Raw genomic sequence first — 13,743 nt, forward strand, 5'->3', positions numbered from 1 at the left:
AATGGGGCCATGGGGGATTTGAGCACGACCGACGCTGCGCGCGCGCAGACGGCGGACCTGGGGGGCCTCACGGTCTGCCTGGTCGGCATCAACTACTGGCCGGAGACCACGGGCATCGCGCCGTACACGACCGCGATGGCCGAGGCGCTCACCGACGCGGGGGCGTCGGTGCACGTGGTCACCGGGATACCGCACTACCCGCAGTGGAAGCTGCAGGACGAGCGGTACGCCGAGGGCAGGCGCTGGGAGGAGATGCGCGACGGCGTCCGCATCACCCGCGTCCGCCACACCATCCCGGAGACGCCGGACCTCGCGGGCCGGGCCAAGCTCGAGGCGAGCTTCCTGCGCGGGGCGCTGCGCGAGGTGCGGCGGGACACGAGCGAGATCGTCATCGCGGTCACGCCGTCGCTCGCCGGCCTCGCCGCCGGCGCGCTCGGACGCGGACGCCGTCCCTTCGGGGTCCTGGTGCAGGACCTCACGGGCAACGCCGCGGGGGAGTCCGGCACCACGGGAGGCCGCGCCTCCCGGCTCATCGCCTCGGGGGAGTACGCGCTCCTGCGTCGCGCCGACCGGATCGGCGTCATCACGCCCCGCTTCGGCGACCTGCTCATCCAGCAGGGCCTGCCCGACGGATCCATCTCGGGGCTCCCGAACTTCACGCACATCACGCCGGTGGACGTCTCCACCGCAGCCGCCCGCACCCGCCTCGGCTGGACCCGAGACGCCTTCACCGTCGTGCACACCGGCAACATGGGCATGAAGCAGGGGCTGGAGTCGGTCGTCGAGGCCGCGCGCCTCTCGGACGCGCGCGACCTCGGGATCGAGTTCGTGCTCGTGGGCGACGGCAACCAGCGGGCCGCGCTCGAGGCCCAGGGCGCGGGGATCCGCTCGCTGCGCTTCGTCCCGCCGCTCGACGGCGACGACTACCCGTACGCGCTGGCCGCGGCCGACGCGCTCCTGCTGAACGAGAAGCCGGGCGTGCGCGAGATGAGCATGCCGTCGAAGCTCACGTCGTACACGAGCAGCCGACGCCCGATCATCGCCGCGGTCGAGGACGGCGGCATCACCGAGAGCGTCGTGCGCGAGCACCAGGCGGCGGCCGTCATCCCGCCGGGCGATCCCGAGCGGCTCCTGCAGGCGGCGCAGGACCTGCGCAGCGACAGCGACGGCGCCGCCGTCCTCACCACCGCAGCCCAGCGGATGTACCAGAACCGCTACTCGCCCGTCAGCGCCCACGCCAGGTACGTGCGCTTCGCGCAATCGCTGGCCACCATGGGAGCCGGGGTGCGCGCGTGACGGCGGCATCGGATCCCACGACCGACATCCCGGTGATCGACCTCTCCCTCGCCCCCGGCGAGCACCAGGCCTGGGACCGCCCGAAGCGCACGGTGTACCTCTGGGCCGCGGTGGAGCTGCTCCTCGTCACGAACCCGTGGCAGATCAGCTCGTCGCTCCGGGTCAGGGCGCTCCGCGCGTTCGGCGCCGAGATCGGCGACGGGGTTGTCTTCCGGCCCCGCACGCGGGTCAAGTTCCCGTGGAAGCTCCGCATCGGCGACCGCTCCTGGATCGGCGAGGGGGTCTGGTTCCACAACCAGGACCTCATCAGCGTCGGCCACGACGTCGTCCTCTCGCAGGAGACGATGCTCACCACGGGCAGCCACGCCCACCGGCGAGACATGGCCCTGATCACGCGCCCCATCGTCATCGAGCCGGGCGCGTGGATCACGTCGCGCTGCCTGGTCCTCGGCGGCGCGCACGTGGGCCGCTCGGCGCTCGCCCGGCCGATGACCGTGGTCGCGGGCGACGTGCCCGCCGACGCGATCGTCTCCGGCCCGGACTGCGCCGTCGTCGGCTCGCGCTTCGCCGCATCGTGACGCACCCCCTGCGCATCGCCCACGTCCTGCCCTACGTCTCCGCGGACGGTGCCTTCGGCGGCCCGGTGGCCGTGGCCGTGGAGCAGTGCCGGGAGCTCGCCCGGCAGGGCCACCGAGTCGTGCTCATCGCCGGATGGGACGGCGACGTCGACCTCACGGTGGACGACGTCGACGTGCGGCTGTTCCGCGCGCACGCGCTCCCCGGCCTCGGCTTCAGCGGGCTGGTCTCGCCCGCCCTGGTCGCGGGGCTCCGCCGCCATGTCCGCGAGTTCGACGTCGTCCACGTCCACCTCGGACGGCACCTGCTGGCCCTCGCTGCCGCCGAGGTCTGCCGACGCGCGGGCGTCCCCTACGTGCTGCAGACGCACGGCATGGTGACGGCCGACTCACGACCGAAGTCGCGGGTGCTGGACGCCGTCGCGGTCCGCCGCGTGCTCGCGGGAGCCCGCGCGGTGCTCGCGCTGACGGACGCCGAGGAGGAGGCGCTCGGCGTCGTCTCGCGGGGACGCGCGCACGTCGTCCGGATCCGCAACGGCGTGGCGCCCGTGTCGGTCCCTCGGCACCGCGATGCCGACGCGACGCCCGAGGTCCTGTTCCTCGCGCGTCTGCACCCCCGCAAGCGCGTGCTCGCGTTCGCCGAGACCGCGGCGCTGCTGCACGACCGGGGCGTGGATGCGCGCTTCACCGTGATCGGCCCCGATGAGGGCGACCTCGCCGCGCTGACGGCGTTCATCGCCGCACGCCCGGGGCTCCCGCTCGCCTACGCGGGGAGCATCGCGCCCGGAGCGTCCACCGCCCGGCTCGCCGCGGCGGACGTCTACGTGCTGCCGAGCGTGCGCGAGGTGTTCCCCATGACGGTGCTCGAGGCCATGGCCGTGGGCACCCCCGTCGTCATCACCGATGACTGCGGCCTGTCCGACGAGCTTGACCGGGCGGGAGCCGCCCGGGTCACCGACGGATCGCCCCGGTCGATGGCGGAGGCCGTGTCCTCGATCCTGACCGACGACGAGACGCGCGCCGGGCTCCTCGACGGCATGCGCGACGCGATCACGGGATCGTTCGGCATCGAGCGGGTGGCGGCCGACCTCGCGGGCGTCTACTCCACCGGCACACGATGACCTCGCCCGCTCCTCACGTCGACCCCGGCGTCCCGGGGCCCGAGACGCCACCGCGTCTCGACCGGCTCACGAGCCTGCGCTTCCTCGCCGCCCTCGTGGTCTTCGGGTTCCACGGCCTCGTGTTCTTCGACGAACCGACACGGCTGGCCCTCGGCTACCTGGTGGGCCAGGGACGCAGCGGGGTCACGTTCTTCTTCGTCCTGAGCGGATTCCTGCTCGCCTGGTCCGCGCGCCCGGGTGACCGCGCCTTCCCCTTCTACCGACGGCGCTTCGCCCGGATCTACCCCGCGTATCTGGTCTCGCTGGTCTTCGCGGCGTCGCTCTGGGCGATCCTCGACCCGGCAGCCCTGCGTCGTGGGATCCTCACGCCGTTCCTGCTGCAGGCGTGGGTGCCGACATCCCAGTCCTACTTCGCGATCAACGTGCCCGCGTGGTCGCTGTCCGTCGAGGCGTTCTTCTACGTCGCCTTCCCCCTGGTCATCCTGGGGCTACGGCGCCTCTCGACACGAGGGCTCTGGGTCTGCCTGCTGGCGATGGTGGTGGTGTCCGTCGCCTTGGCCGCCGTGGCATCGACGCGGGTGGCCCCCACCGATCTCGACCAGGACTCCGTGTGGGTGTGGCTCGCCTACTACTTCCCTCCGTCACGCCTCCCGGAGTTCGTGGTCGGCATGATCCTGGGACTGCTGTGCAAGCGCGGCGCGTTCCCGGCGGTCGACTGGTCGGCGGCAATCGTCATCGCATCCGCCGCCTACCTGTCCGTCGGCATCTGGCCGTCCACCTACGGCGTCGCGGCCCTCGTCGTGCTGCCCTTCGGGGTGCTGATCGTCGCGGCGGCCCAGCGAGACCTCGCGGGTGCTCCCGGCCTCCTTCGGGGGCGCCTCCCCGTCCGGTTGGGGGAGGAGTCCTACTGCTTCTACCTCCTCCACCACATCTTCATCGTCCGCCTCGCGCAGCCGGGGATCCGCGACCTCGGGCTCGACGGACCGGCGGCCTTCGTCCTCGCCCTCGTGCTCACCCTGATCGCGTCGCACCTCGTCCACCGGTTCGTCGAGGTGCCGTTCGAGCGGCGGCTCCGGGGCCCACGGCGAGCACCGGCCGCGGCCACGGCGTGACGGCCGCGGGACCGGCCCTCCTCGGTGTTCCCGGCCGCTCCCTCGCGACGGTATCCGGCGACCGTCACGGACGTCCACCGTCGGCGTGGTCGACCGGCCGCCGGCTGACATGCCCGGGCAGCATCGCATGGAGGAACGTTGCCGCGAACGCCGTGGGCGTGTGCGCGAGGATCTCCGGGTGGTCGATGGGCTCGGCCGGGACCGCGCCGAGGATCCCGCGGCGCAGCCCGTCGACCGTGACCTCCGTCGTGGACACCCCCCGCATCCCGCGGACGGACGGCGTCACGCCCGCGTGCTCGCCGACGACGACGCTCAGGCCGGCAGCCAGGGCCTCGTTCACCGTCAGCCCCCACACCTCCTGCAGCGCGGGATGAACGAGGATGTCGTGGCTCGCGAAGCACCCCGGCAAGTCGGCCGAGGGGACGTAGCCGACGAAGGACACCCGCCCCGCGAGGCCGAGCTGCCCCGTGAGCCGCTCGAGCTCCGGGCGCTCCGGGCCCGTGCCCACGACCGTCAACGTGCAGTCGGCGAGCTCCGGCGCGGAAAGCGCCTCGATGAGGCTCGCGACGTTCTTCCGCGGGATCAGCTGTCCGATGCAGAGCAGGCGACGACCGACGGGGCCCCGGGGAGGACCGGCCGCGCGACGGGCGTCCGCCGTGCGCGCGTGGATCCTCTCGACGTCGACGGCGTTGAAGCCGACCCGGATGCGCCCGGCGTCGATGCCCTCGGCGACGAGGGCGTCGCGTGCGGCGACACCGGGTACGACCGTCTCGTCCATGGCGGCGTAGAAGGCACGTCGGACGCGAGCCACGATTCCGCCGTGGTGGGCCTGCGAGAGCCGGTGCGACTCGTAGAACCCCACGCGCCGCACGCCCGCGAGCTTGGCGGACCACGACGCCACCCAGTAGGCGGGGGAGTCCCACCCTCCGAGCAGGATCGCGTCCGTGCCCCGGAGCGACGACGGCCGGATCCAGCCGGTCACGTAGTGCCGCGCCTCGCCGCGGCGGATCACGCGGTTCGGCAGGAACCGCGTCGTGTACGCGGCGACGCGGTCACCGGCGGTCCAGTCGTCCCCCCGGTTGTTGTCGTCGCGTCGAAGGCGCTCATCGCTCTCGAGGAGCCAGACCTCGAGCCGGGCGTCGCGCGCGATCGCGTCCCACACGGGGACGCGGTACGGCGGGGCCAGGTTGGTCATCCACACGATCGACGGGCGGTGCTCCGTGACCTCGGGCAGTCCATCGACTCGATCGTCGTCCTGCGGCACGGCTCCCCTTCGTCGCGGACCTCGGGCGGATCCGTGCGCGTCCGAGACAACGGCGATCGCTGCGGACGTCGCATCTTAGGAGGTCGGGCCGGACGAACCGCATCCCACCACCCACAACCGGCCGGAGCCGCCGCGCGGGGAGCGTCCGCGGGTGTCAGCCAGGACCCAGCGCGTCCAGGATCGTGGAGCTGATCGTGCGCGCTGCCGCCTCGATGGTCGGGTAGTCGGCGGCGGGCGCGTCCCCACGCTCCTCGTCGGCGACCCAGGCGGCGGCGAAGGCCTCCGGCGTCGGCGCAACCTCGACGACGTCCACGCCGGGACGCAGGTACTCGAACTCGGGGGCGTGCGCGGCGCCCGTCGTCGTGAGGACCCGCAGGCCCATGACGAGGGCATCCACCGCCACGAGACCGACCCTCCCCGGATTCAGGAGCGAACGCGACATCGCGGCCGCGGGCGCGAAGTCCCGCGGACCCGCCTGCCCCAGGAGCACGACCCGCTGCGTGTCCCGCGCCAGCTCCTCCAGCAGTCCACGGGACTCCCCGTCGCCGGCGACGACGAGCCATCGCGTCGGATCGGCCGCGAGCACCAGGCGCGCAGCATCGACGAGGAGGTCGACGGCCTTGAAGCGGTTCAGGGCACCGAGGAACAGGGAGACGCGCGCATCAGCCGGAATGCCGTGGCGCGCGCGGAACGACGCCTCGTCCGCGGCGGTGACCGCGGCCATCGCGCGCTGCAGCCGCGACGTGTCGGTCGCGTTGCGGAAGGCCTGGACCTGGTCATCCCGCAGCCGCGTGGAGGCGAGCACGTGCCGTCGCCCCGTCTCCGTGTAGGTGAGCGCCCGTGTGGCCTGGGAGTTGAGGATGTTCTCCGCGGCGTCGGCGAGCGTGGACTGGGTCGTCGTCGCCGAGATCCCGTGCCCGAGCGTGACGTAGGGCTGGCGCAGCCCCGCGCGCAGCCAGGCGTTGAGGTTGGTGCCCTGCATCTCCGTCACGAGGAGCACGCGGCGCCCACGCCACGTGCGGGGGAGTCGGCGGAACATGAACTTCGGGATGGAGCGGATCGGCTGCACGGTGAGCGCGGACACCCGGCTGGCCCAGCCCGGTTCGATGCCGTCGCCGCGCGCGGCGACGGCGGCTTCCTGTTCGCGGTCGCCGCCGTAGAAGACGCGGCATTCCACGTCCGCCTCGCGCAGCTCATCGATGACCAGCGACCAGAGCCGCTCCCGGTATCCCGGGATGTACGGCTGGGTGACGGCGACGCGCCGGCTCATGCGGAACTCCCGCCCCTGCATGCGCTCCCGCTGGCTGCCCCATGCGACACGACGATCCCCATCGTCTTCCCCCTTCGACGATCGGGGATGCCGCTGTCGGTCCCCGTCCCCCGGCGTCGACACGCGCCGGTGAGCGGACCTCGTGCTCGTCATCCGGCGATGACATCCCCGTCCGACGACCCTAGTGCAGGCATGCGGCGGCGACCGGCCTCTGCGAGGCCGTCCGGCGGGCGGACGCCCGGATGCGGTCCGGCATACTGGTGGCCACGCGGGGCGCGCCCCGTGACCGACGTCAGGAGGGGACGGAGTCTCATGGGGGAGTGGGGATGCAGGGTGCTGCCGACGGGACGCGGATCGGGCGTGTCGGCACGTGGCGCCGGGCCTCGACGCACTGCGGCGAGTCGTCTCGGGCACGCGTGCTGAGCGCATCACCCGCTCGATCGACCGCCGTCGGGGGCCGCGCATGAGCGCCACCCGACCGCGTTCCGGCGCCGACGGGGCACCCGTCCTGATCCTCGAGGGGAACGGCGACGGCCACCGCTTCTACTACGTGCGCCTGCTCGCGGAGGCGATCATCGCCGAGGGCCGCAGGCCCGTGCTCGTGACGACGTCCGGCCAGATGGACGGCGCGCAGGCCGCGGAGTTCCTCCGCGACCTGCCCGCGCCCTTCACCGTGGCGGAGGTCTCCCGCGCCGACGTGACGACGGCGTCGCGCATCGCCCGGGAGACGGGGGCGCGCCATGTCGTCATCCCCGACGGGGACCTGGACCTGGTGTCCCTGCTGATGCGACGCGGCCGTCACCTCCCGCACGTCACGGCGCTGGTGATGCGCGAGCCCGACCTGCGTCGCGGCCAGGCCATCCGCCCGCTCGCCCGTCAGTGGGCGAAGCGCGCGACGATGTCCCTGGCAGCCCTGCGACCGTCGACGACCGTCACCGTCCTCAAGTCCTCCGTCTGGGCGGGTCGCTCCGCCTTCCCCGTGGCCCAGGACCCCGTGACGTCGGCGGCCACGCCGGACGACGTCACGGCCGTCCGCGCGCAGTGGGGCCTCGACGGCGACCGTCGGTGGTTCGCGGTCGCCGGCGCCATCACCGCCCGGAAGAACCTCCCGATGGTCGCGGAGGCGTTCGCCCGCGTGGCCGACGAGGGGATGGGGCTGCTCGTCGCCGGCGCCGTCCTCGACGGCCAGCTGGCCGAGGCGGAGCCGCACCTCGCGGAGGCCAGGCGACGCGGCGCGCGCGTCCAGGTCGTCGACCGGATGCTCGAGGACGTGGAGCTCGACTCCGCCATCGCCGCGGTGGACTGCGTGGTCCTCGCCCACTCCAACGAGGGTCCGAGCGGCATCCTCGGCAAGGCCGTCATGGCGGGCACGCGCCTCATCCTGTCCGGGGCGTCCAGCCTCCGACGCGACGCCGAGGCCGTCCCGTCGCACGCGACCTGGACGCCCCTGACGGTCGCCGGGCTGGCGCGGGCCATCGAGGACGCGGTGGACGCCGATCGCCCGCCAGCGGTGCCGGACATGGGCACCTCCCGCTTCACGTCGGCGCTGCTGTGACGGCGTCGGCGCCCGCATCGGCCGGCGGCCTGGGCCGTCAGGCGACCTTCCTCGCCGCCTCGACCGCCGGCGCCCAGATCCTCACGGCGTTGATCTACCTGTTCGCCGCCCGGGTCAGCGGTCCGACCGACTTCGGCCAGGTCGTCACGGCCATCGCCATCGCCACCAGCGCGGTGGGGGTCCTCGACTTCGGGACCAATTCCCTCTGGATCCGCGAGACGGCCAAGGGAGCCCTGACCACGCACGACCTCGCGCGCCGTGCTCTCGCGAAGATCGTGATCGCCCTGGTCGTCTTCTCCGTGGGCGCAGTCGTCCTGTACCTCGTCTCCCCGAACCCGTGGCTGTGGACCGCCGGTCCCATCGGCCTGTTCCTGCTGATCTCGCAGACGGCGCAGGTGCCGCTCCGCGCCCACTCCCGCATCGGCGTCGTCGCGCTCTCCCTCGTCACGGATCGCGTGGTCGGGATGCTCGTCCTCTTCGCCGGAATGCTGATGGGCGCGGACGGCGCCGCGTCGCTCTGGCTGGCGCTCGTCTGCGGGTCGATCGGCAGCACCCTGCTGCTGCTCTCGCAGATGCCGGGCCGCAAGCGCCTCCTGGTGACCCCCGAGCTCCGTCGCCTCCCATGGCGCGGCTCGGGCTTCTACGGACTCAGCTCGATGGCGGCGACGTCCCAGGTCCTCGACGTCGCCATCATGTCCGCGGTGGCCGGGCCGGCGGCGGCGGGGATCTACGGAGCCGTCAACAGGTGGACGCAGCCCATGGGGCTCGCCGTGTCGGCGTTCGCCGCCGCGGCGGTGCCCGTCGTCGCCCGCGCGCAGTCCTGGAGCGCCGCGTGGCCCCAGGTCAAGCGGGCGTTGTGGCTCCCGGGCGCTGCCCTGGCGGCCTGCGTCGTGGTGATCATCGGCGCTCCCACCTTCGTCGACATACTGGTGGGGGACGCATACGCCGAGTCGGCGACGGTCCTCCGCGTACTCGCGTTCGGCACGCTCTTCGCGATCGTCAACCAGCCCGTCGCCGTCTTCCTCCAGAGCCTCGGCCGCGACAGGGAGGTCTCGTTCGTCACGCTCGGCCTGGTCGCACTGCAGCTCGCCCTGGTCGCCGTCCTGGCCTCTGTCTACGGCTCCGTCGGTGCCGCATTCGCCTTCCTCGTCGCGCAGGCGGTCATGCTCCTCCTGCTGCTCTCGCTCACCCGGACCGGCAGGAGAGGCCGCCGATGAAGATCCTCCAGCTGCTCCTCCGCCCCCAGATCGGAGGAGCCGAGACCCTGGTGGCGAGCCTCGCCGTCGAGTGGGGCCGACTGGGCCACGACACCGAGCTGGCCTACCTGGATCCCGAGGGGGAACCGACCGGCAAGCTGGCACGCGGTCGGCGGCTGCGTCGGGTGATCCGCGCGGTGCGCCCCGACCTCGTCGTCAGCCACTCCGCCCTCCCGAACCTCTACTCGAGCATCGTGACGCCTCGTGGCACGCCGTTGCTGTCCGTGCTGCACAGCGCCACCGACGACTTCGCCTCGCCGCTGCTGAGGAACGCGGAGTCGCGGAGCCGTCGCCGGGCTCGGACCGTGGTCGCCGTGAGCCGGAAGCAGGTGGACGAGTACGTCGCCCACTTCCCGCGCCGGCCTCCGCCCGTGCTGATCCCCAACGGCATCAGCGACGACCTGCCGCGCAAGCTGGATGCGCCGGCTCGACCCACGAGGGTGATCACCATGGCGCGCGTGGCGAGCCAGAAGGAGCCGGAGCTGTGGCTCGAGGTGGTCGACCGCTTCGCCGCCCTCGATCCCGACCTCCGCTTCTCCTGGACGGGACCGATCCTCGACTCGGACCCCCGCATCGAGCGGTTCTGCGCGGACGCCCGATCACGGGGGTTCGCGCACCTGCTCACGGGACCTTCGTCGGACGTGGGGGCCGACCTCGCCGCCTCGGACGTCTACTTCCACCCGTCGAGCCGGGAAGCGCACAGCATCGGCGTCCTCGAGGCGGCCGCAGTGGGTCTCCCCGTCGTCTGCAGCGCAGACGTCGCGGCGACGCTGCCGTCCTACGTCCCCGCCGCGACCTTCATCTCAGGTGACGAATCCTCGGCGGTGGCAGCGATCCAGAGAGTGATCGACGACGACGTCACAGCTCGCGCCGTGGCGAAGGCAGCGGCGGATCGCGTCCGTGTCGAATTCAGCATCGCGGCGACCGCCAATGCGTACCTGCAGGTAGCCGGTTTTGACACAGGATCCAGAATCTAGGGCCGTCCCTAGTCGCCCTTGTCGTCGCGAGCAGCGCCCCTTTTCTGGTCGTGCAGCCCGGGCGCGCGTTGTCACGGAAAACCGGCGGATTTGGACGAAATCGGACCTTCGATGCTAGTCGGTCTCACAAGACCGCGATGGTGGCGCAAGTCTCACCGAACGCTCTATTGCCGATGGCCCGACCGTCACGTAGTCGGAACGGCTGAGATCGCCCGCGCGGCGTCGCTCGAAGACGCCACTGACCACGTCGGCCGGGAGCCGGACAGTCGCCCGACATCCAGCTGCAGACGGGCCGAGGATCGGCTCCGCGCGTTGAAGAGCACGAATACAAGAGGGAGGAGAGCCGGGACGAGGTAGAGGCGTCCCGGTGCGCTCGTGACCTCAGTGATGCCACCTGCCAGCCAAACGACCGCCATTCCCAGAGCGATCATCCTGACATCAGGTGCCGTTCGTCGGACGCACGCAATGAACGCCGCCGTGAGTGCAAGGGCACCGACCAAACCAGTTGATACGAACGTCTCCAACGCAAGGTTGTGCGCGCTGTAGTTGGCGCTGAGCGCCGTCGTGATGGGCTGCCTGACCCAGTAGGTGGAACCCCACCCGAGCAGAGGGTTCTCGAGGATGAGCTCCTGCGCTTTGAGCCAGAGGATCCCTCGATAGGTGAAGGCGTCCGGTCGCCAAGAGGTGACGGCGACGGCACAGACGAGAAGGGCGGCGACGGTCGTGAGCGCTGCCATGAGGCGCGTACGCGTCACGAGACGCATCCTCCCCGTCGTTCGGATGAGCACCGCGGCCACGGAGGCCAGGGCCCAGATGATCAGCGCTGAACGGCTGCTGCACAGGTCGACCAGGAGGCCGGACGCAACGACGGCGACGAGTATCCAGGCGCTGTTCCGCGCGGTCACGATGGAGGCGAACGCCAGGACCGCGATCGCGACCCCGAGTGCGTTGCCGGACCCGAACTCGCCGAGCTGCTGGCCCCAGAGGGAGCACTTGTCCAGTCGGCAGGCACCGATGATCGTGCCCCCGACGCCATAGAAGCCGACGAGGACGACCACGGCTTTCAGCGAGTGCACGAGAGCCAACAGAATGACCCGCACGTCGACGGGCTCACGATCCACGGCGAGTGCCGGGAGGAACGCAAATGCAGCGACAAACGGTGTCGGGGAGAAGTCCCCAGACGCGAACGCGACAGGTATGCATATGGCGAGCAGCAGCAGGAGGTGTCCGCCGTAGAGCCTTCCCCGACTCAGACTCCTAACGCCGATGATCGCGCCTATGAGCAGCATCGGCACGAACCTGATGATGGAGAGCAGCTCGTTTGCGCTGCCCGTGCTCTGCTGCGTGAGTTCGGTCACGCGCAAGACACCGGGAAGCCCGAAGCCGGCGACGATCCACAGGTAGTGAGCCGAGCGCCAGACATCCCGGAACCTCGGTCCGTTCGTCGGCATGAGGACGAGGAGTATCGCTGAGATGAGAAGGACGATCTGGGCCATCAGCAGGCGCCTCTCGATACGACGTGGGCGGCACGGGATTTGTGGGCAACTCTGTTGAGGCTATCGAGTTCCAGGAGGTTCGATCTCCAGCGGGACGGCTGGAGCGAACCGGCTGCGGCCATCAGTAGGCGCCATCACGATGGAGGACGGCCCGCGCCGTCTTCCACAGGATCACGAGATCCCCCACGATGGACCAGTTCTCGACGTAGTAGAGGTCGAGGCGCACGCTGTCCTCCCACGAGAGGTTCGACCGGCCGCTCACCTGCCAGAGGCCCGTGATGCCCGGCTTCACGAGGAAGCGCCGGTGCACCTTCGTCTCGTACTCCTCCACCTCGCGGGCCAGCGGAGGCCGCGGACCCACGAGGGACATGCTGCCGTTGAGGACGTTCACGAGCTGCATCAGCTCGTCGAGGCTGTAGCGACGCAGGAATCGGCCGATGGGCGTGACGCGGGGATCGTCCTTCATCTTGAAGAGCACGGAGTTGCCCGCGTCGCGCGACTGCTTCTCGAGCTCCAGCAGACGCGCCTCCGCATCCGTCACCATCGTGCGGAACTTCAGCATCTGGAACGGACGCCCGTTGATGCCCACGCGCTCCTGGCGGAAGAGGACGGGTCCCGGCGTGCTCAGCCGGATGGTGACGGCGATGGCGAGGAAGAGAGGGGAGGCGACGACGAGGATCAGCGTGCTCGCGACGATGTCGAACGCCCGCTTCGCGAAGAGCTTCGTGCCCTCGTAGCGCGGGGTCTCCACGTGGATCAGGGGCAGGCCGGCGACGGGACGGGTGTGGATCCGCGGCCCGCCGATGTCGGTCAGGCTGGGCGCCACCACGAGGTGCTGGCGGCCCGGCTCGAGCGACCAGCTGAGCTCGCGGATCCGCTCCGGCGACAGCTCGTCGTTGCTGGCGATGACGATGGTGTCGGCGTCGACCGCGCGCATGGCGGCCTGCAGATCGTCGAGCTTGCCCAGGACGGGGATCCCGGTCCCGGGCAGCGTCGCCGCGATCACGCCGGACGGGATGCAGGCCCCGACCACGTGGTAGCCGGCGTAGGGCTGGCGCGCGAGCTCCCGGGCCAGGAAGCCCGTGGACGCCTCGGATCCGATGAGCAGCACGCGGGACGAGTACCTGCCCTTGGCGCGCTGCACGTTGAGCCACTGCCGCCACATCCAGCGGCTGAGCACGAGGGTCACGAGCCCGAGCGGGAGGGCGATGATGATGTAGCCGCGGGCGAAGTCGATGCGGCCGAGGAAAGCGACGATGGCGACCAGCCCGAACAGCCGCACGGTGGCGTCGAGGATGAGCCGGTACTCCTGGGGTCCGGTGCCGAGCACGCGGTAGCCGCGGGTGCCATACAGGCCGAGGGCGACCATCCAGCTGACGATGATCACCACGGAGATGAGCGAGTAGCTGACGGCGACGCCCTGGTAGTCGCCGTTGAAGGCCACGTCGGAGGTCTCCATGCCGAACCAGGCGATCTGGACGCCGAAGACGACCCAGACGAGGACGAGGAGGTCGGTGACGGCGAGCCCCACCGCGTAGGTGCGGCGCCAGTCGTGCGCCCGTTGTCCGTCCGCCTCGGTGAGCGGTCCGGCGTCGGCGCGCAGGCCCTTCGCGGACCTGTCCGTGATGCGTCGGCGGGTGCCGGTCTCCCGTGCTCCCGTGTCCTGCGTGGTCTTCTGTTCGATCATCGTCCCCCCAAGCCGATGGTGCGTCCCCCTGAGGCGTCGTCGGATCTTGGGATCGAGACTACAGGCGTTGCCGCCGATGCTCGGCGGCGCGTGTCGGATGCGTCCGTGAGGGGACCGTCGGGGGACACGAGGCG

At 71.5% G+C, this 13,743-nt stretch carries 11 protein-coding genes; 7 read left to right on the forward strand and 4 right to left on the reverse strand.

Annotated elements, in window-relative coordinates; genetic code table 11:
* Positions 1-9: 9 nt before the first annotated feature.
* Genes ITJ40_RS08150 through ITJ40_RS08165 form a run of 4 tightly spaced genes read left to right on the forward strand, consistent with a single transcriptional unit; the run spans position 10 to position 4,104 of the window.
* Complete coding sequence (locus ITJ40_RS08150; protein WP_194666554.1) at positions 10-1,296, forward strand: glycosyltransferase family 4 protein; 1,287 nt, start codon at positions 10-12, stop codon at positions 1,294-1,296.
* The gene (locus tag ITJ40_RS08155) at positions 1,293-1,874 is read left to right on the forward strand and encodes an acetyltransferase (protein ID WP_194666555.1); all 582 of its coding nucleotides are present in this window, start codon (positions 1,293-1,295) and stop codon (positions 1,872-1,874) included. Before ITJ40_RS08150 ends, ITJ40_RS08155 begins: the two co-directional genes overlap by 4 nt.
* Entirely contained in the window at positions 1,871-2,992 is a 1,122-nt protein-coding gene (locus ITJ40_RS08160) for a glycosyltransferase (RefSeq protein WP_194666556.1), read from the forward strand. Before ITJ40_RS08155 ends, ITJ40_RS08160 begins: the two co-directional genes overlap by 4 nt.
* Positions 2,989-4,104 carry an acyltransferase gene (locus tag ITJ40_RS08165; protein ID WP_194666557.1) on the forward strand — a complete coding sequence of 372 codons (1,116 nt, stop codon included), beginning with the start codon at positions 2,989-2,991 and terminating at the stop codon, positions 4,102-4,104. The genes ITJ40_RS08160 and ITJ40_RS08165 overlap by 4 nt, the downstream gene beginning before the upstream one ends.
* A 64-nt stretch (positions 4,105-4,168) precedes the next feature.
* On the opposite strand, the gene ITJ40_RS17430 is transcribed toward ITJ40_RS08165, so the two are convergent.
* Both ITJ40_RS17430 and ITJ40_RS08175 read right to left on the reverse strand, forming a co-directional pair.
* Positions 4,169-5,368, reverse strand: coding sequence for a glycosyltransferase (locus ITJ40_RS17430; protein ID WP_194666558.1), 1,200 nt, complete (start codon positions 5,366-5,368; stop codon positions 4,169-4,171).
* A 154-nt stretch (positions 5,369-5,522) separates the two neighbouring features.
* Positions 5,523-6,638, reverse strand: a complete 1,116-nt coding sequence (locus ITJ40_RS08175) for a glycosyltransferase (protein WP_194666559.1) — start codon at positions 6,636-6,638, stop codon at positions 5,523-5,525.
* A 463-nt stretch (positions 6,639-7,101) separates the two neighbouring features.
* Between ITJ40_RS08175 and ITJ40_RS08180 the strand changes: the two genes are divergently transcribed.
* From ITJ40_RS08180 to ITJ40_RS08190, 3 genes are read left to right on the forward strand one after another with little or no spacing between them, the layout of a single operon-like run.
* On the forward strand, positions 7,102-8,193 hold the full coding sequence (locus ITJ40_RS08180) for a hypothetical protein (RefSeq protein ID WP_194666560.1): 1,092 nt from the start codon (positions 7,102-7,104) through the stop codon (positions 8,191-8,193).
* Positions 8,190-9,410 carry an oligosaccharide flippase family protein gene (locus tag ITJ40_RS08185; protein ID WP_194666561.1) on the forward strand — a complete coding sequence of 407 codons (1,221 nt, stop codon included), beginning with the start codon at positions 8,190-8,192 and terminating at the stop codon, positions 9,408-9,410. The genes ITJ40_RS08180 and ITJ40_RS08185 overlap by 4 nt, the downstream gene beginning before the upstream one ends.
* The gene (locus ITJ40_RS08190) at positions 9,407-10,426 is read left to right on the forward strand and encodes a glycosyltransferase family 4 protein (protein ID WP_194666562.1); all 1,020 of its coding nucleotides are present in this window, start codon (positions 9,407-9,409) and stop codon (positions 10,424-10,426) included. The genes ITJ40_RS08185 and ITJ40_RS08190 overlap by 4 nt, the downstream gene beginning before the upstream one ends.
* Before the next feature lie 185 nt (positions 10,427-10,611).
* On the opposite strand, the gene ITJ40_RS08195 is transcribed toward ITJ40_RS08190, so the two are convergent.
* Entirely contained in the window at positions 10,612-11,922 is a 1,311-nt protein-coding gene (locus ITJ40_RS08195; protein WP_194666563.1) for an O-antigen ligase, read from the reverse strand.
* 121 nt (positions 11,923-12,043) lie between these two features.
* Positions 12,044-13,609 carry a sugar transferase gene (locus ITJ40_RS08200; RefSeq protein ID WP_194666564.1) on the reverse strand — a complete coding sequence of 522 codons (1,566 nt, stop codon included), beginning with the start codon at positions 13,607-13,609 and terminating at the stop codon, positions 12,044-12,046.
* Positions 13,610-13,743: the final 134 nt, after the last annotated feature.

The organism is Clavibacter sp. VKM Ac-2872, from assembly GCF_015351105.1.
Classification (GTDB): domain Bacteria; phylum Actinomycetota; class Actinomycetes; order Actinomycetales; family Microbacteriaceae; genus Clavibacter.

Bases quoted from the DNA above. Each gene is read 5' to 3' on its own strand.
- ITJ40_RS08150 (WP_194666554.1), top strand. From the start codon at position 10: ATGGGGGATTTGAGCACGACCGACGCTGCGCGCGCGCAGACGGCGGAC.
- ITJ40_RS08165 (WP_194666557.1), top strand. From the start codon at position 2,989: ATGACCTCGCCCGCTCCTCACGTCGACCCCGGCGTCCCGGGGCCCGAG.
- ITJ40_RS08175 (WP_194666559.1), bottom strand. From the start codon at position 6,638: ATGAGCCGGCGCGTCGCCGTCACCCAGCCGTACATCCCGGGATACCGG.
- ITJ40_RS08180 (WP_194666560.1), top strand. From the start codon at position 7,102: ATGAGCGCCACCCGACCGCGTTCCGGCGCCGACGGGGCACCCGTCCTG.
- ITJ40_RS08190 (WP_194666562.1), top strand. From the start codon at position 9,407: ATGAAGATCCTCCAGCTGCTCCTCCGCCCCCAGATCGGAGGAGCCGAG.
- ITJ40_RS08195 (WP_194666563.1), bottom strand. From the start codon at position 11,922: ATGGCCCAGATCGTCCTTCTCATCTCAGCGATACTCCTCGTCCTCATG.
- ITJ40_RS08200 (WP_194666564.1), bottom strand. From the start codon at position 13,609: ATGATCGAACAGAAGACCACGCAGGACACGGGAGCACGGGAGACCGGC.